Origin of the sequence: Sorangium sp. So ce1036, from assembly GCF_051369805.1 — a bacterium.
Lineage (GTDB): Bacteria > Myxococcota_A > Polyangia > Polyangiales > Polyangiaceae > Sorangium > Sorangium cellulosum_F.
This window is the reverse complement of record NZ_JBBMOX010000001.1, coordinates 1637683-1664488: the sequence shown is the minus strand read 5'-3', so window position 1 is coordinate 1664488 and position 26806 is coordinate 1637683. Positions and strand designations below refer to the sequence as shown.

At 73.1% G+C, this 26806-nt stretch carries 23 protein-coding genes; 15 read left to right on the top strand and 8 right to left on the bottom strand.

Annotation, left to right across the window (positions count from 1 at the left end):
• Nucleotides 1-249: 249 nt before the first annotated feature.
• Both WMF31_RS06160 and WMF31_RS06155 read right to left on the bottom strand, forming a co-directional pair.
• Nucleotides 250-1149, bottom strand: coding sequence for a dienelactone hydrolase family protein (locus tag WMF31_RS06160; RefSeq protein WP_436601035.1), 900 nt, complete (start codon nucleotides 1147-1149; stop codon nucleotides 250-252).
• 59 nt (nucleotides 1150-1208) lie between these two features.
• On the bottom strand, nucleotides 1209-1616 hold the full coding sequence (locus WMF31_RS06155; RefSeq protein ID WP_436601034.1) for a response regulator: 408 nt from the start codon (nucleotides 1614-1616) through the stop codon (nucleotides 1209-1211).
• Nucleotides 1617-1891: 275 nt separating this feature from the next.
• Between WMF31_RS06155 and WMF31_RS06150 the strand changes: the two genes are divergently transcribed.
• The 4 genes from WMF31_RS06150 (at nucleotide 1892) to WMF31_RS06135 (ending at nucleotide 5603) form a co-directional block, all read left to right on the top strand.
• Complete coding sequence (locus WMF31_RS06150) at nucleotides 1892-2068, top strand: hypothetical protein (protein ID WP_436601033.1); 177 nt, start codon at nucleotides 1892-1894, stop codon at nucleotides 2066-2068.
• Between the two features lie 44 nt (nucleotides 2069-2112).
• Nucleotides 2113-3093 carry a protocatechuate 3,4-dioxygenase gene (locus WMF31_RS06145; protein WP_436601032.1) on the top strand — a complete coding sequence of 327 codons (981 nt, stop codon included), beginning with the start codon at nucleotides 2113-2115 and terminating at the stop codon, nucleotides 3091-3093.
• A gap of 253 nt (nucleotides 3094-3346) precedes the next feature.
• On the top strand, nucleotides 3347-3631 hold the full coding sequence (locus WMF31_RS06140; RefSeq protein ID WP_436601031.1) for a hypothetical protein: 285 nt from the start codon (nucleotides 3347-3349) through the stop codon (nucleotides 3629-3631).
• Nucleotides 3632-3725: 94 nt separating this feature from the next.
• Nucleotides 3726-5603 (top strand): bifunctional metallophosphatase/5'-nucleotidase, encoded by a 1878-nt coding sequence (locus WMF31_RS06135; RefSeq protein WP_436601030.1) that lies wholly within the window; start codon nucleotides 3726-3728, stop codon nucleotides 5601-5603.
• A gap of 66 nt (nucleotides 5604-5669) precedes the next feature.
• Here WMF31_RS06135 and WMF31_RS06130 read toward each other — a convergent pair whose 3' ends face one another.
• Nucleotides 5670-7781 carry a hypothetical protein gene (locus tag WMF31_RS06130; protein ID WP_436601029.1) on the bottom strand — a complete coding sequence of 704 codons (2112 nt, stop codon included), beginning with the start codon at nucleotides 7779-7781 and terminating at the stop codon, nucleotides 5670-5672.
• 175 nt (nucleotides 7782-7956) lie between these two features.
• Entirely contained in the window at nucleotides 7957-8958 is a 1002-nt protein-coding gene (locus tag WMF31_RS06125; protein WP_436601028.1) for a prephenate dehydratase, read from the bottom strand.
• Nucleotides 8959-9493: 535 nt separating this feature from the next.
• On the opposite strand from WMF31_RS06125, the gene WMF31_RS06120 reads away from it, so the two are divergent.
• Nucleotides 9494-10093, top strand: coding sequence for an RNA polymerase sigma factor (locus tag WMF31_RS06120; RefSeq protein ID WP_436601027.1), 600 nt, complete (start codon nucleotides 9494-9496; stop codon nucleotides 10091-10093).
• 11 nt (nucleotides 10094-10104) lie between these two features.
• Here the strand turns inward: WMF31_RS06120 and WMF31_RS06115 are convergent, their stop codons facing one another.
• Nucleotides 10105-10557 (bottom strand): helix-turn-helix domain-containing protein, encoded by a 453-nt coding sequence (locus WMF31_RS06115; RefSeq protein WP_129352801.1) that lies wholly within the window; start codon nucleotides 10555-10557, stop codon nucleotides 10105-10107.
• Between the two features lie 316 nt (nucleotides 10558-10873).
• On the opposite strand from WMF31_RS06115, the gene WMF31_RS06110 reads away from it, so the two are divergent.
• The gene (locus WMF31_RS06110) at nucleotides 10874-11458 is read left to right on the top strand and encodes a hypothetical protein (protein WP_436601026.1); all 585 of its coding nucleotides are present in this window, start codon (nucleotides 10874-10876) and stop codon (nucleotides 11456-11458) included.
• 149 nt (nucleotides 11459-11607) lie between these two features.
• Here the strand turns inward: WMF31_RS06110 and priA are convergent, their stop codons facing one another.
• Nucleotides 11608-14079: a replication restart helicase PriA gene (gene priA, locus WMF31_RS06105; RefSeq protein WP_436601025.1), complete on the bottom strand. Its 2472-nt coding sequence runs from the start codon at nucleotides 14077-14079 to the stop codon at nucleotides 11608-11610.
• A 470-nt stretch (nucleotides 14080-14549) separates the two neighbouring features.
• On the opposite strand from priA, the gene WMF31_RS06100 reads away from it, so the two are divergent.
• A complete protein-coding gene (locus WMF31_RS06100) occupies nucleotides 14550-15146 on the top strand; it encodes a DUF2231 domain-containing protein (protein ID WP_129352807.1) in 597 nt (198 codons plus the stop codon).
• Between the two features lie 18 nt (nucleotides 15147-15164).
• On the opposite strand, the gene WMF31_RS06095 is transcribed toward WMF31_RS06100, so the two are convergent.
• Nucleotides 15165-16691 carry a serine/threonine-protein kinase gene (locus WMF31_RS06095; RefSeq protein WP_436601024.1) on the bottom strand — a complete coding sequence of 509 codons (1527 nt, stop codon included), beginning with the start codon at nucleotides 16689-16691 and terminating at the stop codon, nucleotides 15165-15167.
• A gap of 235 nt (nucleotides 16692-16926) precedes the next feature.
• Here WMF31_RS06095 and WMF31_RS06090 point away from each other — a divergent pair, with 235 nt between their 5' ends.
• From WMF31_RS06090 to WMF31_RS06075, 4 genes are all read left to right on the top strand, one after another.
• A complete protein-coding gene (locus tag WMF31_RS06090; RefSeq protein ID WP_436601023.1) occupies nucleotides 16927-17904 on the top strand; it encodes a helical backbone metal receptor in 978 nt (325 codons plus the stop codon).
• 106 nt (nucleotides 17905-18010) lie between these two features.
• Complete coding sequence (locus tag WMF31_RS06085; protein WP_129352813.1) at nucleotides 18011-18277, top strand: acyl carrier protein; 267 nt, start codon at nucleotides 18011-18013, stop codon at nucleotides 18275-18277.
• Nucleotides 18274-20079, top strand: a complete 1806-nt coding sequence (locus WMF31_RS06080; RefSeq protein WP_436601022.1) for a fatty acyl-AMP ligase — start codon at nucleotides 18274-18276, stop codon at nucleotides 20077-20079. The genes WMF31_RS06085 and WMF31_RS06080 overlap by 4 nt, the downstream gene beginning before the upstream one ends.
• A gap of 333 nt (nucleotides 20080-20412) precedes the next feature.
• The gene (locus WMF31_RS06075) at nucleotides 20413-21810 is read left to right on the top strand and encodes an MFS transporter (protein ID WP_436601021.1); all 1398 of its coding nucleotides are present in this window, start codon (nucleotides 20413-20415) and stop codon (nucleotides 21808-21810) included.
• A gap of 61 nt (nucleotides 21811-21871) precedes the next feature.
• Here WMF31_RS06075 and WMF31_RS06070 read toward each other — a convergent pair whose 3' ends face one another.
• Entirely contained in the window at nucleotides 21872-22531 is a 660-nt protein-coding gene (locus WMF31_RS06070; RefSeq protein WP_436601020.1) for a hypothetical protein, read from the bottom strand.
• Nucleotides 22532-22817: 286 nt separating this feature from the next.
• Here WMF31_RS06070 and WMF31_RS06065 point away from each other — a divergent pair, with 286 nt between their 5' ends.
• The 4 genes from WMF31_RS06065 to WMF31_RS06050 all read left to right on the top strand — a co-directional run bounded on the left by WMF31_RS06065 (nucleotide 22818) and on the right by WMF31_RS06050 (nucleotide 26803).
• The gene (locus WMF31_RS06065; RefSeq protein ID WP_436601019.1) at nucleotides 22818-23414 is read left to right on the top strand and encodes a superoxide dismutase; all 597 of its coding nucleotides are present in this window, start codon (nucleotides 22818-22820) and stop codon (nucleotides 23412-23414) included.
• A gap of 198 nt (nucleotides 23415-23612) precedes the next feature.
• On the top strand, nucleotides 23613-24101 hold the full coding sequence (locus WMF31_RS06060; RefSeq protein WP_436601018.1) for a GbsR/MarR family transcriptional regulator: 489 nt from the start codon (nucleotides 23613-23615) through the stop codon (nucleotides 24099-24101).
• Between the two features lie 9 nt (nucleotides 24102-24110).
• Nucleotides 24111-24983, top strand: a complete 873-nt coding sequence (locus WMF31_RS06055) for an SAM-dependent methyltransferase (protein WP_436601017.1) — start codon at nucleotides 24111-24113, stop codon at nucleotides 24981-24983.
• Nucleotides 24984-25228: 245 nt separating this feature from the next.
• On the top strand, nucleotides 25229-26803 hold the full coding sequence (locus WMF31_RS06050; RefSeq protein ID WP_436601016.1) for a DUF2169 family type VI secretion system accessory protein: 1575 nt from the start codon (nucleotides 25229-25231) through the stop codon (nucleotides 26801-26803).
• Nucleotides 26804-26806 lie beyond the last annotated feature (3 nt).

The following is a 26806-nucleotide window of genomic DNA, read 5'->3' as shown; positions in this document are numbered from 1 at the left end:
CCGGCGACCCCCTCAGCAAAAGAATCATCCGGGGGCGGCCGGCGATCCAATCACGCCTCATGTTTGCGTGGATCAACCGCGATCCTGAATGGATCGAATACCACCCTACGGGCGCGCCCTGGCGCCGCATGAGCGCTCGCGCGATCAGGCGTGTCGGGACGTGGTGCGATGGAGGCCGGCAGTCGCAAGCTGTGATGAGGGGAGCCCTCGAGTGAGGGCGCCAGAGGGCGTGTGCGCCGCGCTGGGGCGTTATCCGCCCTTCAGCCTGGCGGCCAGGAATTTCCGCACATGCTCCCACGCATCCGCCGCGGACTCCGTGTCGTACCGGGCGCCCGACGGGTTCGCGAACGCGTGCTGGGCGTCGTACCGGAGGATCTCGTGCTCCACGCCCGCCTCCTGAAGCGCCTTGTCGAACTCATCGACGACCTGGGGAGGAATGCCCTCATCGCGGTTCGCGAAGATGCCGAGCACCGGCGCGCGGATCGCCTTGAGCGCCGCGGGGTCGGTGACGAGGTGGCCATAGTAGATGACGGCGGCGTCGAGCTCGGGCTCGTTCAGGGCGAGCTTGAGCGACCAGGCGCCGCCGAAGCACCACCCGATCGAGCCGGTGCGCGGCGCGGAGACGCGCGCGTCGGTCGAGAGGAAGCGGTGCGCGGCGCGCACGATCTCGAGGCCCCTGGCCTCGTCGACCGACTTCATCGCCGCCATCGCGTCGTCGCGCGTGGTCGCGACCTTGCCGCCGTACAGGTCCACCGCGAGCGCGGCATAGCCGTCCTCCGCGAGGCGGTCCGCCCAGTGCTGGATGTGCTCGTTCAGGCCCCACCACTCGTGGATGACCACGACGCCCGGGATCGGCGCCTTCGCGCCCGCCGGCAGGCTCAGGTACGCCCGCGACCCGGCCAGATCGAGGGTCTGCCCGCGCGCGGGCGGGGCCTTGTCGGGGCGGAGCTCGTGGAGGGCCTTGAAGTCCTGCTCGGAGAGCAGGCCCGTCGGGCTGTCCGTGGCCGCGCTGGGCGCCGGCGCCGGGGCGGCGGCGCCGGGCGGCGGCTCGGCGCGGGGCGCGGGCGAGGTGGAGGTGGCAGAGCAGGCGGTCGCCAGGAAGAGCGAGGCGAGCGCGGCCAGGCGGCGGTGGTGCGAGCGCAGCGTCATGCGCGCGCACCCTACCAGCTCGGGGCGCCGCGCCGGAAGCGCCGCGCCGGGGGGGCGCTCTACGTCGCGACCCGCAGGCCTAGCTGGCTCGTCGCGAGGCTCCGCCGGACGGCGGACACGAGCGCCTCCGGGGGAAACGGCTTCGCGACGAAGGCGTGGGCGCCGAGCCGGAAGGCGCGCCCGCGCTCGCGCGCCGAGGACATCGAGGAGACGACGATGAGGGCGACGTCACGGTGGTGCCGGCTCCGGCGGATGAAGTGGATGAGCTCCAGACCGTCGATGTCCGGCAGGTGGATGTCGATGACCACGGCGTCGTGGGCGCCCCCGTGCATCCGGCGGAGCGCCTCGAACCCGCTCGACGAGTCCGTGACCTCCACCACCGGCCCGAGCTCGCGCGCTCCCTCGAGCGCTGCCCGCATGGTGGCGCGCATCGCGGCGGAGTCGTCGATGAGGAGGATGCGGGGCATGGCGGGATCCGCTCGGGGCTCTCGCGCGCCCTAGTACAATGGAAACAACAAAACTGGAAGAGCTCTTCAGTTTTCCAATGTGGGAGCGCACACCGATCTCGACGGTGGGGCGCCAGCCCCGGCGGGCGGGCGCGCACCGCTCCCCGCTGGCGGACGGCGACCGCTGGCCGCAACGGGGGCAGAGGGCGGCCGCGGCGCGGGGGCGCCGGCGAGCCGCCGACGTGATCACATCGGCCCGCTCCGGGAATTCGTCTCTGCCACAAACGGAGACCGCGGTGCACACGGGCGAATTGCACTTCTTCATCACGGCTGCTGCGATGCTCCTCACGAGCGGCGCCGTGATCGTCTCCAGAAATACCGACGAGCCGGCCGGCGAGAGCGAGCGCTCGTCGCCGGTCGGCTGGATTCCAGCTCGCTCGGCTGGCCAGAATCTTAGAGTTTCCCTTGGATGAAGAGCGCCCTATCCGATCGAGAACTTGCTTGAGGAGACCGTCGTATGCTTGAAAAGAACGAACTCGTGGTGCGTGATGTGCTCTATGGGGGCGTCGCTCGGCGGCAGATCCTCATCGGGGCGATCGCGATCTCCGCGCCCGTGTTCGTGTCGTGCACGGAGGAGGACGGCGAGTCGATCGACGACGTGAACGCGGGCGGCCCCGGTGTCGGCGACGGCGCTGGAGGCTCGGGGACCACGACGTCCGGCACCGCCACCACCGCGCCGAGCGCCACGACCTCCGGCACCGGCGGCGCGGGCGGGGGCCTCGGCGGCGCGCGCGCCGGCGATGCGGGCGGAGAGGGCGCTGGCATGCTGGACCTGGACCCCTCGATGTTCGACGAGGCCCAGCGCTGCACCTTGACCGCCACGGACATCGAGGGGCCGTTCTTCCTCGATGATAATGAGTTCCCCGACGACACCCATCTGTTCCGGAGCGATATCCGGGAAGGCCTCCCCGGCTGCGAGCTCCAGCTCTATTTCCGCCTCCTCGACGCGCGGAACGGCTGCGAGCCCATCCCCGACGCCGAGGTGTACATCTGGCACTGCAACGCGGAGGGGTTCTACAGCGGGTTCAACGGGCAGGATCCCAGCACGCCGTACAGCGGCCCGGCCGAGCGCACGCCCGACAACGAGGAGAGGTTTTGCCGAGGCGTCCAGATCTCCGACCGCAACGGGGTCGTGGGCTTCAGGACGATCTACCCCGGCTGGTACAGGGGGCGCCCCGTCCACGTCCACCTGATCGCTCGCCTCAGGGGACAGACGACCCGGCTCATCGTCACGCAGCTCTATTTCCGCGCTGCGCTCAGCCAGCAGATCTTCGAGTCCGAGCCGGCGTACGCGGCGCGATCGACCAGCATCCCGCAGGACAGCCTCGATCCGCAGGTGGGGTTCGGCGGCCCCACCATCGAGGACATGGAGTACGAGCCCGGGTCGGGGCTGGTCATCGGCAGGCTCAACCTCGTCGTCGATGGCCCAAAGGCGTAGGGCTGCCCCAGCGACGCGTGGGGCGGTGATCACCACCCCAGGATCCACCCGAGCTCTCCCTGGCCCCACCGGCGGCCGCCGCGCGCACCGCGCCGCGGTGGCCCGCGCGGGGTCCCTCTCGCACACCTCGAACCCCCGTACACCTTGGACACAAGGTAGCGCTGCCGCGCACCGCATCGGCGCGCCGGCCGCTGCCGCCGGAACGGGGCGGACAGGCCCCCTCGCGGCCGCCAGACTGCGGTAGGAGGGCCCCATGAGCGACGCAGAGCGGCTGGACCCGGAGAGCATGACGCGCGCGTTTTGCGAGGCGCGGCGCCGCGGGATGGATGTGGAGCCCGCGGTGCTGTTCCACGATCTCGGGCGCATGCGGGCGCGCATCGCGCGGATCCGCGCGGCGTTCCCGGCGGGCGCCCTCCACGCGGTCGCGATCAAGGCGAACCCGCTCCTGGAGGTCCTCCGCGCGGCGGTCGCGTGCGGCGCGGGGCTCGAGGCGGCGTCGCTCGACGCGTTCTGGGGCCGGGGCCGCGGCCAGCCATGAGGCCGCCGTGCGGCGTTCATGCGCCTGTTGCCCGGGGAACGCAGCATGTCGACAGCGCTCGGTGGCAGGGACAGCGAGGCGTGGAGGAGCAGCGATGAGATCGATCGGAGCGGCCGGAATCGTGGGTTTTTGGGCGCGAGCGGGGTGGATCACGACGCTCGGCGCCGCGCTGGTCGTGCCGCCGCTCGCGAGCACGAGCTGCGCCGGCAAGGAGGCGGCGAGCCCCGTGGACGCGTCCGGCGGCGCGGGGGGCCGCGGCGGCGCGGAGGCGGCTGGTGAGGGCGCCGCCGGCGCGGGCGGAGGCGGCGCGGAGGGGGCTGGTGAGGGCGGCGCCGCCGGCGCGGGCGGCGGTCGGGACGACGACACCGTGCGCGTGCAGATCCTCGCCTTCAACGATTTCCACGGCAACCTGGAGCCGCCCGCCGGCAGCGGCGGCAGGATCACGCTGCCCGACGAGGCGCAGGTCGACGCGGGCGGCGCCGCGTTCTTCGCGTCGCGCATCGCCGCGCTCCGCGCCACGAACCCGAACACCGTGGTGGTCTCGGCGGGGGATCTCATCGGCGCGAGCCCGCTCGTGTCGGCGCTGTTCCACGACGAGCCCACCATCGAGGCCATGAACCTCATCGGCCTCGACATCAACGGCGTCGGGAACCACGAGTTCGACAAGGGGACGGCCGAGCTCCTCCGGATGCAGCACGGCGGGTGCCACCCGGTCGACGGCTGCGCGGACGGCACCCCCTTCACGGGCGCGAGCTTCCGCTTCCTCGCGGCCAACGTCGTCGTGGACCCGGCGACCCACAAGACGCTCTTTCCGGCCTACGACGTCCGCGAGCTCGACGGCGTGAAGATCGCCTTCATCGGCATGACGCTCGAGGGCACGCCGTCGATCGTCACGCCGGCCGGCGTCGCCGGGCTGACGTTCCTCGACGAGGTCGACACGGTGAACGCCCTCGTCCCGGAGCTCACCGCGCAGGGGATCGAGGCCATCGTGGTGGTGCTGCACGAGGGCGGGATGCCCACCGGCCACCTCAACGAGTGCCCGGAGGTCTCCGGCCCGATCGTCGAGATCGCGACGAACATCGATCCCGCCGTGGATGTCCTCGTCACCGGCCACACGCACCAGGCGTACAACTGCGTCCTCGGCGGGAAGATCGTGACGAGCGCCGCCTCGGCCGGGCGGCTGATCACGGACATCGATCTGGAGATCAGCAAGCGCACGGGCGAGGTGGTGGCGAAGACGGCGAGCAACGTCGTCGTGGCGCGCGAGGCGCCCGACGCGGCGGTGGATGCGCTCGTGACGCGGTACAAGGACCTCTCGGCGCCGCTGGCCGCCACGCAGGTCGGCGCCATCACGGCGACGCTCGAGCGCGCGGCCCCGGCCATGGGCGCGGGGCTGTCCGCGATGGGCGCGGTGATCGCCGACTCCCAGCTCGCCGCCACGCGCGAGCCGAGCGTCGGCGGGGCGCAGATCGCGTTCATGAACCCGGGCGGCGTCCGCGCCGACCTGACCTACGCCGCTTCGCCCGGGGAGCCCGCCGACGGCGTGGTCACGTTCGGCGAGATCTTCGCCGTACAGCCGTTCGGCAACAGCCTGGTCGTGATGACGCTCACGGGCGCGCAGATCCACGCGCTGCTGGAGCAGCAGTTCCGGGTGGACGCGATGGGCAACCCGCGGGCCACGATCCTCCAGGTGTCGAGCGGGTTCTCCTACACCTACAGCCAGAGCGCGCCCGTCGGCGCGAAGGTCGAGCCGGCGTCGATCCGGCTCGACGGCGTCCCGCTCGACCCCGCCGCGAGCTACCGGGTGACGGTGAACAGCTTCCTGGCGAGCGGCGGCGACGGCTTCACGGTGCTCGTCGACGGCGAGGACCGCCTCGGCGGGGCGCTGGATCTCGACGCCATGCGCGACCACCTCGCGCGCCAGTCGCCCCTCTCGCCCCCCGCGCTCGACCGGATCACGGTCGTGCCCTGAGGGCGCCTCTCGAGACCTCCCCGGCCTCGTTCGGCGCCCTGGGCCGGCGCCCCGCCGCTCCCGGCGTCACGGCCGAGGAGGCCACGCCATCCGCTGCTCGGCCGCGACCGGCGCGCGGTGGATGGCGGGGGGCGCCGCGAACGACGCGCGCGGCGAGGCGCCGTCGTCCGACAGCGCCCTCGGCCACCAGTCCATGCTGAGGTGGATGTGGTGGTGGTGGTAAGGCCACCCCGCGCCGTACGCCATCCGGTCCGAGAAGCTCGCGAGCTCGCTGTCCGTGATCCTCCTCGGATCCCCCTTCGGCAAGCGGCTCAGCGCGGCCGCGGTCTGCGACAGGAACGGCGCGATCACCTTGTCCACGCCGACGACGCGCGTGCGCGGCGAGCGGAACAGCCTGGCCATGAAGAACGCCTGCCGCTCCAGGTCGACGACGTGACTCCGCCGCGCGGCCGACGAGCAGTACTGGTCCTCGTGCTTCGACCCGTCCCCGCAGATGATCTCCGCGTTGTTGGCGCCGTCCGTCTGGAAGTAGGCGATGTCGATGTTGCCGCCCTGGTCGTGCGTCGATTTCGGATGGCGCGGGTGGCCGACGTCGTAGCCGGGGGTCGTGCCGTCGATCTGGCAGACGTCGATGAGCGACAGCGGCGTCGTGCCCGGGAAGGCCCGCAGCGTCGCCGCGAGCGCGTCGCGGACGAGCATGATGAGCTCGCGCCGGGCAAAGCGGTAGTTGCTGAACGTCTCCCAGACATAGCCGCCGCCGACCACCGAGTCGTCCGGATCGGGGAACGGGAACGGCAACAGCCCGCTGCCGCCGTCGCCCCGGCCGGCGCACTCGTCGAAGGAGAAGCCGGCGCCCGTGCAGCTCGATCCGTCGACGTAGGGATACGAGGTCACGTCGAGCCGGTACGCGTTCTGCCCCCCGGCGTGGCCGATCACGCGGAGGAAGTACTCGGCGCCTCCGCGCTCGGAGTAGAACCCGTAATACTCCGTGTCCGTCTCCTGATCGCGGTACGCGTACGGGTACCGATCGCCGTACCGCGAGCCGAGCAGGCGCCCCTCGCCGTCGTACGCCACGAGGTCGAGGTCCCCGTCGGCGTGCGGGAAGCGGACGCCCACGCGGACGATGGTCCGCTCCGGCACCACGATCCGGAGCCAGTCCTCGTCGCCCTCGCACAGCGAGAGCTCCGCCGAGGTGTCCGAGGCCAGGCGCGCCGCGGACCCGAGATCGTCGTTCGGCTCGAGCGCGTCGCCCCCCGCGCCGCAGGCGGAGGTCTCCGTGCCCTTGCGGCACACGCCCCCCTCGCAGGTGGCGCCGTCCGGGCACCACCCGGACGGGACGGCCGGCGAGCACGCGACCTCGTCCGAGACGCACTGCTCTCCGAGGCACGTCGTGCCGCCCGGGCACGTCGAGGCGGCGTCGCACCCGGCGAAGCAGGCGGAGCGGCCCCCCGCGCCCTCGACGGCGTGGCACACGTAGCCGGCCCGGCAGTCCAGGTCGCTGCCGCAGGTGTTCAGGCACACGGGCGAGCCGCCGGCCGCCGCGGGGAAGCAGCCCGCCTCGGGGCCGCACTGCCGGTCGCTCCGGCAGTCGAAGGCGAGGCAATAGCCCTCGACCCAGCCGTTCGGCTCCGCGCTGTCCGCGTCGCTGTAGCAGGTCGCGCCGGGCAGCGAGCACGCGCTCGCCGTGTCGCAGGCCGAGCCCACGGCGCCCTCGGCCACCGCGTCCTCCGTGCAGGCGACGCCGCAGGCCGGGTTGCACCCGTCGCCGCGCCGCGGGGAGCAAAGGCCGTGACGGCTCTGCACGCCCTCGCAGGTCGCGGGATCGTAGACGGGATGACACACCCCCGTATCCGTCAGGATGTCGGTGTTGAAGCAACGGAATCCGGGAGCGCACCCCTCCTCGGTGCCCGGCGCCGCACACGGCCCCTCCGCGCGCTCCATGCAGATGCCGAGCATGCAGAGCCCCGCCTCGCAGTCCGCGTCGCAGGCGCAGCGCGCCCCCGCCGACCCGACCTTCGGGCCCGCGAGGCTGCGCAGCGCGCGGTCGCCGCCCCCGTCGCCGACGGCGCCGTCGCTGTCGCTCGAGGGCGCCGCAGCCCACTCTCCCCCATCACATCCTTCCAGAACGCCCGTGAGCGCCGGCGCGATCACGAAGAGCCATTGCCAACGTAGTACCATGTCACCTGCCTGTTGCACGGTGCGAGAACGCACGTGGCGAGCGTTCTAGGCACAGGCGAGGCGTGATGGGTTGTTGAAAAGAGCTATCGAGTCACGCAGGCCACCCCGCGCGAGGATATTCCCACCTTCGCCAGAGGCCCCCGAGCCGCGGTGTCGAATCCGCCGGTGGGGACGCCTACTCGTATTTCTGGCTGACGCGGAAAGAGCCGAGCGATCGCACCCCCGTCGCGTGCTGCTCGAGCAGCGCGAGGGCTTCCTTGAACGAGGGCTCCTGCGTGCTGCCCTCGCACTCGACGAGGAAGAGGTACTCCTCGGGGCTGTCGGGCAGCGCGCGCGAGACGATGCGCGTGAGGTTGATACCGTATCTCCCGAGCGCGGACAGGGCCGCGACCAGGGCCGAGGGGCGGTGCTCCAGGCCGAACAGGAGCAGCGTGCGCCCGCCCGAGGGCGGCGGCTCCGCCGCCCTGCCGACGACGAAGAAGCGCGTGACGTTCTCGCCCTTCACGGCGAGCTTCGGCACCAGGATCTCGAGCTGGTAGATCGCCGCCGCGCCCTTGTTGCCGACCGCCCAGGCCTCGCCGTCCTGCGCCGCGCGCTCCACGGCCTCGGCGGTGCTCTCCGCCTCGAGGATCTGCGCGTCGGGGTACTGCGCGCGCAGCCAGTCGCCGCAGTGCTTGAGCGGCACGAAGTGCGAGTAGATGCGCCTCGGCGCCGCGCCCCGCCTGCCGAGGAGCGACAGGGTGACGTGGAGCGACAGCTCCTCGCAGACGACGAGCTCGGCGCCCGTGCCCTCGCGGCGGATCAGCTGATCCACGGTGTCGTAGATCGGCCCGCCCACCGCGTTCTCGATCGGCACGACGCCGTAGGTCGCCGCGTCGCCGGCCACCGCGTCGAACACCGCCGAGATGGTGCGCCGGGGCGTGAGGTCCGCGCCCTGGCCGAATCGCCGGGACGCGACCTCATGGCTGAACGTGCCCGGCCGCCCGAAGTAGGCGACGCGCAGCCGCGGCAGCGCGGCCTCCCCCGCGCCCCCGGCCGGCGCGGCCTCCCCCGCGCCCCCGGCCGGCGCGGCCTCCCCCGCGCCCCCGGCCGGCGCGGCCTCCCCCGCGCCCCCGGCCGGCGCGGGCACGGCCGCGGCGCGGCGCGGCGCCCCCGGATCTCCCGCGTCAGCGGACATGGCCGAGGAGCATGGTGCCGGAGAGGCCGCGGGCGATCGCGGCGCGCCCCCGGCAGGGCACGCCGAGCCGCCGGAGGGGCGGCGCCGTTCGAGGGCACGTGTGCATCAAGCGCCCGCCTGTCTACCGGGACGACGCCGTGGCGTCCAGGGGTCCTGGGGGGAAACACCGCACCCGCGCAGCGGGCCTGGCGCCGGGGCCCCGCGCCAGGCCGGCGGACCGCACGGGCGACCGGCGCCGCCGCGCAGCGCGCGGGAGCGGACGCGCGGACGCGCGCGGCCGGTGAGGCACGAGGAACGATCGTTACCCCCATGAACCATCGTCCCAGCGTCAATTTCTCTGGCGATTCTGCCTCGTCACACGCAATCGCCGCCGGATGCCCCCCGTCAGCCAGCGAACACATTTACCTACATCAACACACCCAAGAGATCACTTTTTCGCCCGTGATCCTCTCGACCCTGTTTTGCAAGCTTCGTTTCTTGTGATAACGATCGTTACGCAATGCCCGACACGGGGCTTGGGAGCAACGGTGCACAGTTGCAGGACGACAGGGAAAAGGCCTTCTGGCGGCTCTTCAGCAAGAACACGCTCGTGCTCGTACGGCGCTGGTTGCGGCTCCTCGGGGTGCCCCGGCGGGATCGGCGAGACGTCTCGCAGGACGTGATGCTCGCGGCGCACTTGAGCTTCTCGAAATACGACCCCGAGCGGGGGTCGCCGGAACGCTGGCTCAACCGGATCGCGGTGCATGTCGCCTCCCATTACGGAGAGCGCTCGCGGCGCCGGGTGGAGGTGCCGTTGCCGGACGACTTCGAGGTGGCGATCGAGCAGCCGTCGGCGGAGGAGCAGATCGGGTCGGAGAGCGATCGCCTGTTTGCGCTCTCGCTCCTGCGGGAGCTCGACGACGAGCTCCGCGCGATCCTCGTGGCGCACGACATCGAGGGCGTCCCGATGGCAGAGTTCGCGAGCCAGTGCGGAATCCCGCTCTCGACCGCGTACAAACGGCGGCTCCGCGCGCTCGCCGCGTTTCAGCTCCTGGCGGCGCAGCGGCTCACGGCGATGGGCGAGCGGGAGCCCGGGCCCCGGCCGCCCCCCGGCGAGGCGCCGCGCCTCGTCCTCGTCTCGTCCGCGCGGCCGTGAGGCTCACCCGATCATCGCCCGGGGCGCCGGCCCGACGACGCGGGGGCGCCGGCCCGCGCCGCGCGCTCGTCCGGCCGGGGCCGGGAGCGCAGCCGCGAGCGCTCCGGATCCTCGTTGATGAGCGCGAGGATAGCCTGCTTCTTCGGCGAGCCCTCGGGCTCGATCAAGAGGAAGAGGATCGCCTCCTGGAGCGCCTCGGGCGCGCGGTCGAAGCGATCGGCGACGACCGCGGAGACCGGGCTCCGCCCGTCGCCGGGCAGGAGGAGTCGCGCATCGCAGTTGAGCCCCTGAGCGATGAGCCCCAGCGCGCCGAGCCCGAGATCGCGCTCGCCGCGCTCCACCTGCCGCAGGTACGTCGCAGAGAGGCGCGCCTTCTCGGCGAACTCGGCGTAGCTGAGCCCGTGCAGCAGCCGGAGCACGCGAATGGCCCGGCCGACCTCCCTGGGAAGCGCGTCATCGCCCATGGCCGGCGCAGCCTATCAACTCCCGCCGCGGCCGGAAAAGGACGATCGCACCTTTCTCTCTTCATCTCATCAGCGCCGCGCGGCGCGGACACGCCCGTCGAGGCCCGATACTTACTATAACTGATTCAGCTCCTCCACGAGCGCCCGGGAGTGCGCGTTCTCGGTCTTTTCGGACAGCGCGGTTGTGAGCGAGAGCGCTCGTCTCCACGCATGGGCCGGCGCTTGGTGATCCCCGGCGCGCGATGTACCATGACGCGCGCGCCATCGATGGTGTATCCCGGACGCCGGAGCGACGGCGAGCGATGGCAGGGGATCGATGATCCGTCTGGAGCTTTCAGGAGAGCACACCCGGCTGTGCTCGACGCTGTGCGGTCAGTGCCCGCAAGGGCCCGCGGGGTGCTGCTTCAGCCCGCCCGAGCTCGACTGGACGGACATCGGGCGCATCGTCTCGCTCGGCGGCCGCGGCTGGCTGCTCGAGCAGATCGCCGCGCGGAACCTGCGCCCAGCGAGCCGCGGCCTCGAGCTCCGGCGCGTGCGAAGGCGGGAGGAGCGCACGGCGCCGCGGCAGTCGAAGTGCGTCTATCACGGCGCGCGCGGCTGCACGATCCCCGCCGAGCGGCGGGCGGCGACGTGCAATTACTTCCTCTGCGAGGACGCGTTCGCCGAGCGGCTGAACGGCCGGGCGGACCCGGCCTCCGCCGCGAGCCGGAGGGCGCACGCCCTCCTGCGGGGCCTCTACGAGCGCTGGGACCGCGAGCTCGCCGACGCGGTCGCCGCCCGGCCGGAGGGGCCGTCGTGGGACGCCGCATTCCTCGACTGGCTGGGCGCGGAGTTCGAGCGGCTGTCACGCGCATCGCGCGCCGAGATCGCCGCGATCGACGCGATCGATCCGCTCGGGTAGCACGCCGCCGGCGGGGGGGGCGGCACGCCGGGGGGCTCACCGGAGGGGCTGGAGTGCAGGCGAGCCACAAAAGGGGCTCGCCGGAACGCAAGCCCCGGAGGTGAGCCCCCCGGCGTGCCGCCCCCCCGCCGGCGGCGCCGAGGCGCGCGTCACAGCATGGCGACCGGATCGACGTCGATGATCACGCGCGCCCCCCGGTCGAGGCCGTCCCGGATGAGCCCGGTCAGCGCCGCGAGCACGATCCGGAGCGGCCCGCGCTCGCGCGCCCGGAGCAGCACCCGGAACCGGTAGCGCCCGCGCAGCCGCGCGATCGGCGCCGCCGACGGGCCGAGCACCTCGACGCGCCGCGCGAGCCCCTCCGGACAGGTGCGGGCGTGGGCGGCGAGCTTCGCCGCGGCGCTGCGGCCCACGCCCTCGTCGACGGCGTCGATCCGGAGCAGCGCGAGCCGCGTGGCCGGCGGGTAGCCCACCTCTTCGCGGTCGCGGATCTCCCGCTCGAGGAAGCCAGGTACGTCGTGCGCCGCGGCGAACGCGATCGCCGGGTGCTCGGGGTTGCGCGTCTGGATGAGCACCCGGCCCGGGCGATCGCGCCGGCCTGCGCGCCCGGCCACCTGGACGAGGAGCTGGAAGCCGCGCTCCGCCGCCCGGAAATCCGGCAGCCCCAGCGCGGCGTCGGCGTTCACCACGCCGACCAGCGTCACGTTGGGCAGATCATGGCCCTTCGTGACCATCTGCGTGCCGACCAGGATGTCGATCTTGCCCTCGCGCATCCTGGCGAGGATCGCCTGCGACCGGTCCTTGCCCGCGACGTCGCGATCGAGGCGCGCCACGCGGGCCTCCGGGAACGACTCGGCGATCGTCGCCTCGAGCCGCTCGGTGCCGAGCCCCTCGAGCAGCAAGGTCCGCGAGCCGCACGACCCGCAGCGGTCCGGCAGCGGCCCCGCGTAGTCGCAGTAGTGGCAGCGCAGGCGCCCGCCCTGAGGCCGCTCGTCGGCCTGGGCCGCGGCGGGCGCGGCGGGCGCGTCCGGGCTCGCCGCCGCTGGCAGGGGCGCGTCCCGGCGCCGCCCGCGGTGGTACGTGAGCGCGACCGAGCACGCCTCGCACGTCGTCAGCGTCCCGCACGAGCCGCAGACGACGCTCGGCGCGAAGCCGCGGCGGTTCAGGAACAGGATCGCCTGCTCCTTCGCCGCGAGCGTCTGCTCGAGCGCGCGGTGCAGCGGCAACGAGATCAGCGGATCCCCCGAGGGGCCGGCGCCGAAGCGGCGGAGGTCGACGAGCGTGACCTCGGGCAGGCTGGCCTCGCGGTGCGCGCGGTCGGGCAGGCGCAGCTCCGCGAGCTTGCCGCGGCGCACGAGCGCGACCGACTCGATCGAGGGCGTCGCGGAGCCGAGCACGCACACCGCCCCGGCGCGGTGGGCGCGGAGCAGCGCCATGTCGCGCGCGTGGTAGCGCACGCCCTCCTCCTGCTTGAACGAGCCGTCGTGCTCCTCGTCCACCAGGATGAGGCCGAGGTCCGGGACCGGCGCGAACAGGGCCGAGCGCGCCCCGATGGCGACGCGGACCTTGCCGCCGTGGAGGCTCGCCCACATCGCGTGGCGGTCGGCGTCGCTGAGCCCGCTGTGCAGCACGGCGAGCTCGTCGCCGAAGCGGGCGCGGAAGCGCGCGACGAGCTGCGGGGTGAGGGCGATCTCCGGCACCATCACGAGGGCGCCGCGACCCCGGGCGAGGCAGCTCTGGATGGCGCGCAGGTACACCTCGGTCTTGCCGGAGCCCGTCACGCCGAAGAGCAGGAAGGCGCTCGGCCCGGCGCTCCGCGGCGCCTGCTCGGCCGGCGGGCGGTGCCCCGCTCCTCCGGGCGCGACCTGCCCCGCTCCTCCGGGCGCGACCTGCCCCGCCCCTCCGGGCGCGCGCAGCGCGGCGAGCGCGGCGTCGATGCGCGCGGCGGCCTCGACCTGCGCCGCGTTGAGCTCGGGGGGCACGTCGCGCTGCTCCGGGAGGCGGAAGAACGGATCGCGCGGCGGCTCGCGCTCGTCGAGGACGACGAGGTTCCGCGCGGCGAGCTTCTTCAGGGCGCTCCGCGCGTTGCCGAAGCGCTCCTCGAGGCGCGCGACCGGCTGCTCGCCGCCCGCCCGGAGCAGCGCGAGCACGGCGGCGGCCTGCCCGCGCAGCGAGCCGGGCTCCTCGACCACATCCGTCGCCCGCGCGAAGGCGACCCTGCGGCCGCCGACCTGCCTGGCCCGGCCGAGATCGAGGACGCCGTCGAGCTCCGCCTGCGCCTTCAGCGCCCGCACCTGCTCGCGCTCGATCGCGGGCAGCGCGAGGCGGAGCACCTCGCCGATCGGCGCGAAGTAGTAGGCGGCGAGCTCCTGCAGGAACGAGAGCAGCTCCGCCGGCAGCGCCGGCCGCGCGTCGACGAGCGCCGCGAGCGGCTTGATCCGCGACGGATCGATGGCCGCGCTGCGCTCGCTGACGGAGAGCACGACGCCGAGCAGCTTGCGCCGGTGGAACTCGCAGAGCACGCGCGCCCCCGGGCGCACCTCGGCCGCGAGCGCGGCGGGGACCTCGTAGGTGAAGGCCTGCGCGAGCGGGACGGGCACCGCGACGTCGGCGAGGAGGGGCATCGCTCCGGAGATGGCCGCGCGCGGCGCGGCACGGGCCAGATACCAGAGAACGCCGCGCAGGACGAGAAACGCTGGGCGCGCGCGCGAAGTCGCCCGCGCAGGCCAGGAAAGCGCGCAAAAAAAAGCGCCGCCGGGGCCTTGGGGGGGGGAAGGCCGCGCCGGCAGCGCTGCCCGGACAGAGAGCACCGTCCGTGCCATCCGTGATGTTCGCGTTTTGAACGTATTTCGTTTCCGTTGGGCTACCTGGACGTTTCGAACATGAAAAATCGGGCTTTCACGCATTTCAAAAGTGAAAGAGGACTGCGCTTTCCCGTCCTCCGGATCCTCCGACGCGTCGGTGGCGGCGCGCCGGCCGCGTCGCGCGAGGGTCCGCCGATTGCTCGTGCCGACGGGGAGGGCGCGCCGGCTGCTGGCGGTCCGGGCCGCATGGGTGGGGATGTGCGCCAGGAGCACGCGCCCGGGAGGGGACCATGATCGGAAGCGCTGTCGTGCGAGGAATCGAGGAGCAGGACTGGATTGACCGGATGGCCGACCCGCTGCAGCGCGGGATCCGGGCCGTCCTCGAGCGAGCGCCCGCCCTCGCCCGGGTGCTCCACGGCAAGTTCCTCGGGCACCCGCTGCACCCGGCGCTGGTGACGATCCCGATCGGCGCGTGGTCGTGCACGCTCGCGCTCGATTTCGCGAGCATCGGCCGCGGGCGCCGGCTCCGCCGGGGAGCGGACGCGAGCGCGGCGGTCGGCCTCGCGGGGGCGCTCGTGGCGGCCTTCGCCGGGCTCGCCGACTGGAGCACCACCCTCGGCGCGGCGCGGCGGATCGGCTTCGTCCACGGCGCCACCAACCTGGCGATCGCGGGCCTTTACGGCGCGTCGCTCGCCTCGCGGGCGGTCGGGCTGCGGGGCCTCGGGATCGCGCTCTCGAGCACGGGGTTCGGCCTCGCGGGCGCGAGCGCCTGGCTCGGCGGGGAGCTCATCTACCGCTACGGCGTCGGCGTCGGCCACGACGCCTGCGAGCGCAGGCCGGAGACGCAGATCCCGGTGCCCGAGGCGCCGATCGCCGACGGCGGGTGACGGCGCCCGCGCACCGCGCTACCGCGCCGCGAGGTAGCACCGGGCGGCGCAGAGCGCGACGAGCGCGAGCGCCAGCGCGCAGCGCACGAGCAGCGGCCCGAGCGCGCGCCGCCGCGGGCGGGCGAGCGGCCGCGGCGCGCGAGCCCGCGGCGCGGCCGCGGCCGGCGCGCGCGGCGACGCGGCCCGATCCGCGAGCGGCGCGACGGCGGTCCACGCGACCGGCGACGAGGCGCTCCGCTTCGCGAGCGGCGCGGCGCCCGACCCGGCGAGCGGCGCGGCGGCCCGCTCCGCGAGCGGCGCGGCGCCCGACCCGGCGAGCGGCGCGGCGGCCCGCTCCGCGAGCGGCGCGGCGCCCGGCTCCGCGGGCAGCACGGCGACCCGCTCCACGAACGGCGCGGCGGGCGGCCCCCCGATCGGCACGATCACCGCGGGCGGGCCGAGCTCCAGCGCGCGCACCGCGCGCTCGCGCGCCCGGCGCGCGGCGACGATCTCCGTGCCGAAGCGGTCGCGCAGCCACGCCCCGAAGCGCAGCGGGCTCGCCGACAGATCGGCCGCCGCCGCGTAGGCCGTGAGGTCCTGCAGCATCGCCGCCGCGCCCTCGTAGCGATCGCCGGGCGCCGGCGCGAGCGCCCGCGCCACGATCGCGCGCAGCGCCGCCTCGTCCGGGAGCCCGCGCTCCGCGAGCGGCGGGATCTCCGCGCGGCGCGCGCGCTCGAGCAGCGCGCGGCGCGCCTCCTCCTTCGAGAGCGCCGCCCCGTGGCCCGCGCCGTACATCCGCCGGCCAGCCAGGAGCTCCCAGAGCAGGATGCCCGCCGCGAAGAGGTCGGAGCGCTCGTCGAGCGGCTCACCGCGGGCCTGCTCCGGGCTCATGTAGCCGGCCTTGCCCTGCAGCACCTCGTCGAGGATCGCCCCGCCGAGCTCGTGCGCGCGGGCGATGCCGAAATCGCAGAGCTTGACCTCGCCGTCGAAGCTCAGCAGCACGTTCGACGGCGAGACGTCGCGGTGCACGACGCCCCGCCGGTGGGCGTAGGCGAGCGCCCGCAGCGCCTCGGCCACGATCAGCAGCGAGAACGCGATCGGGAGCTTCACCTTCTGGCGCGCGCAGCGGCGGAGCAGCTCCCGCAGATCGAACCCCTCGACGTACTCCATCGCGATGAACAGCGAGTCGCCCTCGCGGCCGAGGTCCTCGACCTGCGCGATGGACGCGTGGCGCAGCCCCGCCGCGAGCTTGGCCTCGCTCACGAGCATCTCCACGAAGCGCGGATCGTGCGCGAGCTTCGGGGCGACCTCCTTGATGGCCACGAGGCGCGACGCGCCGAGCTCCGTGCACACCCGGGCGAGGTAGAGGTCGGCCATGCCCCCCTGGCCGATGTGATCGAACAGCGTGTAGCGGCCGAACCGACACGGCAAGAGCCGCCCGGCGCGGGTCGCCGCGCGGCGGTGATCGGGCCCCTCGCGCGCGGGCCCGCGCGCGGCCGCCGGCAGGTCCGGGGGGGGATACGGGAGCGTGACCCCGCGACGCACATCGAGGCGTTCGATCTGCACGAGCCCTCGTCGCAGATCTCGCGCGGGCGGGCCAACTACGTGGCGATCCCGGCGCCGCCGCGTCGATGGCCTCCGGTGGCGTTCGTTCGCGTTCGTTCGCGTTCGTTCGCGTTCGTTCGCGTTCGTTCGCGTTCGTTCGCGTTCGTTCGCGTTCGTTCGCGTTCGTTCGCGTTCGTTCGCGTTCGCTTGCGTCCGATTTCGTGCAGCGCGCGCGGCGACGGGGTACATCGGGCGCATGGCGTTCAGCGCAGGCTGGGGCCCGGCGTTCGCCGGGTCGTTCATCCGCATCGTCGACGACCGGGGGCGCAAGCACGAGTGGCGCACCCCGCCGCAACGCATCGTCTCGCTCGTCCCGAGCGACACCTACTCGCTCGTCCGGCTCGGCGCCGCGGGCTGCCTGGTCGGGCGCACCCGCTACTGCGTCGCCCCCGCGGGCGAGGTCGAGCACGTCGAGATCGTCGGCGGCACGAAGGACGTCGACGTCGACCGCATCGCCGCGCTCGCCCCGGACGCGGTCGTCGCGAACCAGGAGGAGAACAGCAAGCACGACCTCGAGCGCCTCGACGCGGCCGGCCTGCGCGTGCTCGTCTCGTTCCCGAAGCGGGTCGCCGACGGCGTGGCCCACCTCGCCCGGCTGGCCCGCCTGCTCGGGCACTCCGCGACCACCCCCCCGGCCCCGGAGGGCGGCGCCCCGGACGGGCCGTCCACCACCGCGCGCGACCTCGTGGCGACCGCCTACCGCGCCCACGCCGCGGCCGAGGCGCGGCGCGGCGAGCGCCCGCCGATCCGCGTCTTCATCCCGATCTGGATGGCCCCGCTGATGACCGTGCACGGCGACACGTTCATCTCGGACATGCTCGACCTGGCCGGCGCGCAGAACGTCTTCGGCGAGCGGACCCGGCGCTACCCGCTCGCGGCCGACCTGGGCAAGGCGCCGCCGCTCCCGCCCGCGCGCGTCGCAGGCCGCGACACCCGCTACCCCCGCGTGACCCTCGACGAGGTGGTCGCCCACGCTCCGGACATCGTGCTGCTGCCCGACGAGCCGCACGCCTTCACAGACGCCGACGCAGGAATATTTCGCTCTCTCGACATCCCCGCCGCACGCCGCGGCCAGATCCTCCGCTGCGATGGCAAGGATCTCATGTGGTACGGAGCGCGGGCGATCGAGGGGTTGAATCGGCTACGCGCGATGATCGACGCCGCCCGTCCCTGATGCACGCCGGACGCCGCGGGGGGCGGCGAGGCGGGCGCCGCGCTCGCGCTCCCGGCGGCCGAGCAAGCCCCTCCTCGCCACGCCGCAGTTGGGGTAGGAACGACCGATGACGTGGACACGGGAGACGTTGCGGGCAGAGATCATCCAGCTCCTGGAGGGACACACGGCCGGCGAGGTGAAGGTCACGGAGTCCAGCCATCTCGTCGCGGATCTCAGCATCGACTCGCTGGGGGTGATGGAGATCGTCGCGGATATGGAGGATAAGTTCGACCTCTCGATCCCCGACGACGTGTTGCGCGAGGTCGACACGGTCGCCGACGTCGTCAAGGCCATCGAGCTCAAGCTCAAGAACGAAGGAAGGCTCTCGGGATGACGGCTGTTTGGAAAGCGCGGACGGTCGCACAGGCGATCGAGGACGCAGCGACGAGCACGAAGACGGGCTATCGCTTCATCGAGGAGTCGAGCGAGACCGAGCCGTTCTTCACGCACGGGGGCATCGAGCGGGCGAGCGCGCGCATCGGCGGCGCGCTCCAGGCGCTCGGGCTCCAGAAGGGCGATCGCGTCGCGTTGATCCTCCCGGACAACGCGGACTTCATCTTCGCGTTCCTGGGCGCGATCCGCGCGGGCATCATCCCGGTGCCCATCTACCCGCCGACCGGCCTCGGCAAGCTGACCGGCTATCTCGAGAACACGCTGCACATCGTGGCGAAGAGCGGGGCCAAGGTCCTGCTCACGAGCGGCGAGATCAAGCGCATGCTCGGCACGATCCAGGCCCAGGCGCCGGAGCTCCAGCAGATCGTGGCGGTCGAGGGCATCCGCGGCTCGCGCGAGGAGCTCAAGCCGGTGAAGGTCGCGCTCGACGACGTCTGCTTCCTGCAGTTCACGAGCGGCTCGACGTCGCGCCCGAAGGGCGTGGTGCTCACGCACGCGAACCTGGCGGCGAACGTGCGGGCGATCGTGGACCTCGGCCTCGCCGTGCGCGAGTCGGTCGACACGGGCGTCTCGTGGCTGCCGCTCTACCACGACATGGGGCTCATCGGCTTCGTGATCGCGCCGCTCTACCACGTCAACACGGTCACGTTCCTCCCCCCGCTCCTGTTCCTGAAGCGCCCGGTGCGCTGGCTGGAGACGATCACGCGGCACCGGGGCAACGTGTCGTTCGGCCCGAACTTCGCCTATGCGCTCTGCGTGAAGCGGATCCGGGAGCAGGAGATGGCGGGGCTCGATCTGTCGACGTGGCGGGTCGCGGGCTGCGGCGCCGAGCCGATCCGCGCGGACAACCTGCGCGCGTTCGCGGAGAAGTTCGCGCCGGTCGGCTTCGACGAGAGGGCGTTCGTCTGCTCGTACGGCATGGCGGAGAGCACGCTGGCGGTGTCGTTCAGCGCGCTCGGGGCCGGGCTGCAGACGGACACGGTGGACGGCGAGACGCTCTGGAAGGAGGGCAAGGCGGTGCCCGCCGCGGCCGAGAGCGAGGGCGCGTCGACGCTCGTGCAGTGCGGGTCGGCGTTCGAGGGGCACGAGATCGCGGTGTTCGCGTCGGACGACGCGGAGAGCGCGCGCCCGCTCGGCGACCGCGAGGTCGGGGAGCTCAGGCTGCGGGGGCCGAGCGTGATGTCCGGCTACTTCAACGAGCCGGATCTCACGAAGGAGGCGTTCGCGGGCGGCTGGCTGCGGACGGGGGACCTCGGGTATCTCGCGGACGGCAAGGTCCATATCTGCGGGCGCTCGAAGGAGGTCATCATCGTCAACGGGCGCAACTACTACCCGCAGGACCTCGAGTGGGAGGCGAGCCGCGTCCCCGGGGTGCGGAAGGGCAACGTCATCGCGTTCGGAACGATGAAGCCGCACAACGACCGCGAGCGCGTCGTCATCGTCTTCGAGACGGCGGCGTCCAGCGAGCAGGAGAAGCAAGCGCTGAAGGGCGAGGTGCGCCGTGTCGTGCAGCAGGCGATGGGGCTCACGGTCGACGACGTGGTGGCGGTGGGGGCGGGCGTGCTGCCGAAGACCTCGAGCGGGAAGCTCCAGCGGAGCAAGACGCGCGAGCTCTACGAGAACGGCGAGCTCCTGATCCGCAGCTCCTCGCGGGATGGCGATCGGCTGGATGCGGCCAAGGAGTTCGCCAAGAGCCAGATCAACTACTTCCGGCACGCGATTTTCCGCGGGCGGGGGGGGTGATCCGCGGGGGGGTGGCTCCGAGGTAGATCCGGGTCGCGGGGGCAGGGGAGGGGGGAGGGAGCGTTCACGGCGCGCGCGGGGCCCCGCCGAACTCGCATGGGCCGGTGAACCGCCCTGGATCGGGCGATTCACCGGCCGGGAATGCTCGGACATCGGCCCGTCCCCACGCGCGCCGTGAACGCTCCCTCCCCTCCTCCCCTGCTCTCCGTAACGGACGCTCGGCCCGCTGGCGTCCGGAGCGCTGTCCTCCACGGAAAGCGCCCTGTGATCTCGGGGCGAAGGCGTGGCCGTTGCGCTGCGGCGCCGTTATGGTCGGCGGACGGAGGGCGATCCATGCCTGCCTGGCTCAGTCAGCTGCTGCCGATCCTGCTGCTGCTCGCGGCCATCGCCGTCGTCACACGGCGGCTGCCCACGATCGAGCTCGGGCACTCGGCGGAGTTCAGGCGCCGGCGGTTCTTCAACTGGTTCCCGCTCGGGCTCACCTACGCCTTCCTGTACATGGGGCGGTACAACCTCTCCGCCAACGCGTCGGCGCTCGACGCGATGCGCCTCGTCAGCAAGCAGGAGTTCGGCAACATCGACGGCTGGGGATCGGCCGTCTACGGCGTCGCGTTCCTCCTGAATGGGCCCCTCGCCGATCGATGGGGCGGGCGCGTCACCATCGCCCTCGCCGCCGGTGGATCCGCCCTCATGAACGCCCTCATGGGCGCGGCCGTCCGCCTCGCGCAGGGAGGACAGCTCGGCCACGACGCGACCATCACCGCGCTCACCGCCCTCTTCGCCGGCAACATGTACTTCCAGAGCTTCGGCGCCGTGTCCATCGTCAAGGTCAACGCGCCGTGGTTCCACGTCCGCGAGCGCGGCATGCTCGGCGGCGTCTTCGGTATCCTGATCTCGCTGGGGCTCTACTTCGCCTACGACTGGAGCCGCGCCATCGCGAGGCTCCTCCCCATGCCGTGGGTCTTCCACGCCCCCGCCCTCCTCCTGCTCGCGTTCGTGGTGCTCGATCTGCTCGTCATCCGCGATACGCCGGGACAGGCAGGCTTCCAGGACTTCGACACCGCCGACGCGTCCTCCGGCGACACCGGCGAGCGGCTCGGCCCCGTCGAGGTCGCGAGGCGCATGTCCTCGCAGAAGGTCATCTGGATCATCGTCGCCATCGAGTTCTGCAGCGGCTTCCTCCGCAACGCCGTCATGAAGTGGTACCTCATCTTCGCGGACAAGACCGGGCTCGAGGGCTTCGTGTCGACGCACTGGGGCGTGCTCCTCTGCATCGCCGGTATCCTCGGCGGCGTCTTCGCCGGCTTCATCTCCGATCACGTGTTCGACTCGCGCCGCGGCCCCGTGGCCTCGGTCCTCTACGCAGGCCTCCTGCTCGGCGCGATCGTCGTCCTCTTCACCCTGAGCCTGCCCGTCGCCGGGTGGACCGTCGTGCTCATGTCCCTCTGCGTGATCGGCGTCCACGGCATGCTCTCCGGGACCGCCAGCATGGACTTCGGCGGCAGGAAGAACGCCGGTATCGCGACCGGCATCATCGACGGCTTCGTCTACCTGGGCACGGCCGCGCAGTCGTTCCTCTACGCCGTCATCCTGCCCTCCGGCGACGCGGCGAGCTCTCCCGCGCGCTGGACGCCGTGGCCCCTGGCCATGCTCCCGGTCGCCGCCGTCGGCCTCGCGCTCTCGACCCGCCTGTGGAACGCGCGCCCCGCGCGGCACGGGGCGACCGGCTGAGCACGCCGGCGAGCGCAGGATGAAGGCGTTCTGTAGGCCGATAACGATGATCAGGCCCGCCTCACCGCGCGGGGGCCACGAAGCGGAACGCGGGGCGAGCCCGGTAGACGATCACCGGCCTCCCGGCGTGAAGGGAACCGTGCCAGTAGGGGTGCGCGAGGCCGAGCCCGACACCGTAGGTGACGGTGGCCGCCGCCGCGGGCTCGACGCGGATCCGCTCGAACGGCGTCCGCTCCGCGATCGGCCTCGCGTCCGTTTGCACCCGCCAGAGGACATCGAAGCCGGGGATGTCCCCCGCCCCCTCGAGCTCGGGCGGGAGCTGGAAGTAGAGGTCGACCGATCTCTGCTGCCCGGGCGGGATCCGCACGACGGGCAGCCCCGGCGCGTCCGCGCTCGAGAACGCAGGGCCGCTCCTGCCCGCGCCCACGACCTCGATGCGCACGTCGCGTGTGTCGAGCGTCCACACCGCCGCTCCGCCGCTGTTCGACACGATCAGGCGGGCGTGCAGCGCGGGGACCGACTCCCCTTCGGCGAGGCGCAATGACGCGACACCGAACGTCGCCACGCGGACATCGCCGGTCGGCCGCTCCGGCGGGATGGCGTAGCGCGCCGCCGGGCGGCCCGAGACGATGGCCGTCGCCTGCTCCGCGGGTCGATAGGAGTAGCTTGGAGACACGCACGCGGCCACCCCCGAAAGGCACAGGATCAGGAACCGTCGCATGCAGTCCGTCCTTGCAACCCCCGTACGCGGCGCCCTCCTCCGTCTCCGTGCGCGCTCCGTGCGCGCTCCGTGCGCGCCGGCCGCGGCCGCCCGGCTCGGCGGGCGCCGGCCCGGCTCGGCGACGTCAGGCAAGCAGGGTGAGGGCGAGCGCGTTCAGGATCGATATCTCGACAGGCAGCGCAGGGCGGCGCTGCGCGCGCTCTCCCGGATTGACGGGCCGCGACGCGGGTCCGAGAGTCCCAGGGCGCGGGGCGCCTCGCCGCGCGCGAGCGGGGAGGAGAACACGATGTATGTCGACGTGATACCGCTTCCATACGCCAAGGACGCGCTGGAGCCCGTCATGAAGCAAGAGACGGTCGAGTTCCACTACGAGAAGCACCACAAGGGCTACATGGCGAAGCTCAAGAGCCTGATCGCGGGCAAGCCCGAAGAGGGCAAGAGCCTCGTCGAGCTCATGCGGACCAGCTCGGGCGCGGTGTTCAACAACGCCGCTCAGGTGTGGAACCACGATTTCTTCTGGGAGAGCATGAAGCCGAACGGCGGCGGCGCGCCGCCCGCCGGCGACGTGGGCGACCTCATCGCGGGGCTCGGCGGGTGGGAGAAGTTCCGCGCCGACTTCATCGCAGCCGGCGTGGCGCGCTTCGGCTCGGGCTATGCCTGGCTCGTGCTCGACCGCGGCAAGGGCAAGATCATCGACACGCCGAACGCCGAGAACCCGCTCACGACGGGCGCGACGCCGCTCCTCACGTGCGACGTGTGGGAGCACGCCTATTACCTCGATCATCGCAACAACCGTCAGGCGTTCCTCGAGGTGTTCCTCGACAGGCTCGTGAGCTGGGACTTCGTCGCCAGGAACGCGCGCGCGGCGTCGCAGGCGGACTAGCGCCGCGTCACCCAGGCTCGTCCCGGGGTCGTCGCGGAGGGGCCCGCGCTCCGGCGGGCCCCTTTGGTGGCCCGCCGGAGCGCAGGCCCCGCGAGCGACGAGCCCGGCCTCCTCGGCCGGGCGCCCCGCCCTTGCACGGCGCCTCATTTCAGTATAGAGTGAAATCACTAGCCTATGCCGAAACAAGGCGCCCGCCCCGTGAAACCGCGGCCCCAGGTCGAGCGCAGCGCTCTCCTCGGGTGGGTCGAGCGCGTGGCGACGTACCTCGCCGCCGACGGGATGCCGCCGATCGCCGGGCGCGTCCTCGGGTGGCTGATGATCTGCGACCCTGCGGAGCAATCCGCGGCGGAGATCGCCGACGCGATCGGCGCGAGCCGCGCGTCGCTCACCACGAACCTGCGTGTGCTGGCGGCGATGGGGTTCGTGAGCCGGCGGACCCGGTCCGGGAGCCGGACCGCGTACTACCGCGTCGACGAGGACGCGTGGGAGAGGGTCGTCCGCCGCCAGGTCGCTTCGCTGAGCTCGCTCGGCGAGATCGTCGACGACGGCCTCGACCTCGTCGGCCGCGGGAGCGCGCGCGCCGGACGGATCCGTGCGGCCCACGAGGTCTTCTCGTGGATGACGAGAGCCTTCGAGGACGCCCCACCACTGCCCTCGGGCAAGCGCTGGTCCGAACGGACCGAATGAGAGGTGCCTATGGCGAACCGAGCCGCAAAGACCGCCTTCGGCCCGATGACGATCGTCGTGGCCGACCAGAGGACCAGCCCTGCGCAGCGGCTGGTGCACGACGACCTGGCCTATCGCTTCCTGCCGGCCGGGCTGCGGTTCATGATGGCGCTGACCCGCTGGCGGCCCCTCGAGGACGCGCTGATGCAGGCCGCCGAGAAGACGGCGCTCGGGATCCGGGGCAGCATGTTGTGCCGCAAGCGCTACATCGATGACAAGACCCTCGAAGCCCTGCGCGCGGGCAACGAGGTCGTCGTCCTCCTCGGCGCGGGGATGGACACGCGCGCGTACCGGATACCGGCGCTGGCGAACGTTCCGGTCTTCGAGGTCGACCTGCCCGAGAACATCGAGCACAAGCGGACCACGCTGCGGAGGGTCCTCGGTGGAGTTCCGGAGTCGGTGCGCCTGGTCCCGATCGACTTCGAAACGCAGGACCTGGCGACCGGCCTGGCGGCGCACGGGTACGACATCGCGCGCAGGACGCTCTTCGTCTGGGAGGGCGTGACGCAGTACCTGACGGAGCGCGGGGTCCGTGAGACGTTTCGCTTCCTCGCCGGGGCGGCCGCGGGCAGCCGGCTCGTGTTCACCTACGTGCGCAAGGACTTCCTCGACGGCGAGAACTTTTATGGAGCCGAGAACGCGTACCAGCGCTTCAAGGTAAAGGAGAAGGTCTGGCGCTTCGGCATGGCGCCCGCCGCCGTACCGACGCTCTTGGCCGAGTACGGATGGACGGAGCTCGAGCAGATGGGCCCGCGGGAGTTCACCGAGCGCTACATCGAACCGACCGGGCGCGCGCTGCTCGTCTCCGAGATCGAGCGCTCGGTGCACGCGGAGAAGCGCTGACCCGGCGTCATCGACGGAGACGCAGAAAGAGCTCGTGGACCTCCACAGCTACACGTCGCTGGGCCGCCCGGATCAGGCCGTGCGCGCTGGCAGGAGAGCGGGCGCGCGGCCCGCGCGCTCGAACAGGCTCGCTCCGAGGCGCGGCTCGCGGGGCGGCGCGCCGCGGCACCCGCGGCGGAGCGCGCGCGCCGCGTCCATGTCGGCTTGACAGCGGCGTCACAGGAGAGGTCTCATCGCCGAGATCCATGGCAGCGCGCACTCCCCCGCGAGCCAGCGTGACGCCGCTCGGCGCGGCGAGCGCCGCGGCCATGGCATGGCGGTTCCGGGGCGAGCTCCGCGTGACCGCGATCGTGAAAGCCACCTTCGCGTTCGCGCAGAACACGGCCATGCCCCGCGTCGCGCCGCAGGAGATCTTCCGGGCAGAGATCCATCACGGCGCGCTCCCTTCGCGGAGCGTCCGGTTCACGATCGACACGGTCCCCCGCCTGCTCCAGGCCGACGTGGTCGCCACGGGCCACGCGCACGCGCCGCACGGCCGCCCTCTCGAGACATTGCCTGTCCGGCTCGGGCTCTTCGCGGGCGGCCGGACGCTGCTCGACAAGACGTTGATCGTCCGGAAGCGGGGCGGGTTCGTGCGGCTCCCCCTCGATTACGAGCACGCCTTCGGTGGGCTCGGCTTCCCCGACAACCCGTTCGGGGCCGGCTATCGCGGCTCGGGCGAGCCGAATCTCCTCGATCCGTTCGACCCGACGCGCGTGGCCGGCTTCGGCCCCATCGCGCAGGCCATGCCCGCCCGCAAGCGGCTGCTCGGGGCGATCCCGCGGGCCCTGCTCGAGCGCGAGATCGCCGAGATCCCCGACGAGCTCTGCTGGGACTACTTCCAGGCGGCGCCGGCCGACCAGCGCCCCCCGTTCCTGCGCGGCGACGAGTGGATCGTGATGGATGGCCTGCACCCGAGCGCGCCGCGCCTGCGCATGCGACTGCCCGGCGCGCGCGGCCTCGCGCGCGTGGAGGGGCTGTCGGACGCGGGCATCGACGAGCGGGAGGTGCTGCCGCTCTGCGCCGATATGCTGCGCATCGACGGCGACGAGCAGCGCTGCACGGTGACGTGGCGAGGCAGCTTTCCCGTCCCTCATGAGAGCGCGCTCGCGAGGATCCATGTCCTGGCCGGCGTCGAGCTCCCCGGCGAGCCGATCGCGTGGCCCGCGACCGGCAGGGCCGGGGCGTCGGCGCCCGGCGCTCACCCCGTGACCCACGCGGGCGGCGCGCCTCATCGCGGCGTGGAGGCCGCGGACGGCGACGAGGACGACGCCGCCCTGGCGTCGACCCTCGCGATGGCCCCCCGTGCGGCGGGCGCGCGGCACGACGGGACGCTCGACCTCCCGGAGGGCGGGGGTCGGGCGCTGGTCGAGTCGCTGCTCCCGTTTCGACCGGCGCCCGAGGGGCCCTCTCCGCCGCGGCGCTCCGCGCCGGCGCTGCCCGATGCGCCGCCGCTCCGCAGATCCGGAACGGAGGCCCTCCCCAGGGACGCCATCGAGCGCGCGACGCGCCAGCCGGTGGTCCCGTTCTCGGCCGCGGCGTTCCCTGCCCCGCCGGCCGCGGCAGCCCTTGCCCCACCGGACGCATCGGTCCCGGCCGCGCCGGCCGGGGCGCCCCCTGCCCCGCCGGCCGCGGCGCCCCCGGCCGCGCCGCGCGCCTTCGCCTGGGCCACGCCGCCCCCCGAGCCGCCGGCTCCGCCGCCGTCCCCCGGGGCGCCGGAGCGCCCCGCGAAGCTCGACGTGAAGGCTCTGCTGTATGGCCCCGGCAAGAAGCCAGGCTAGGTC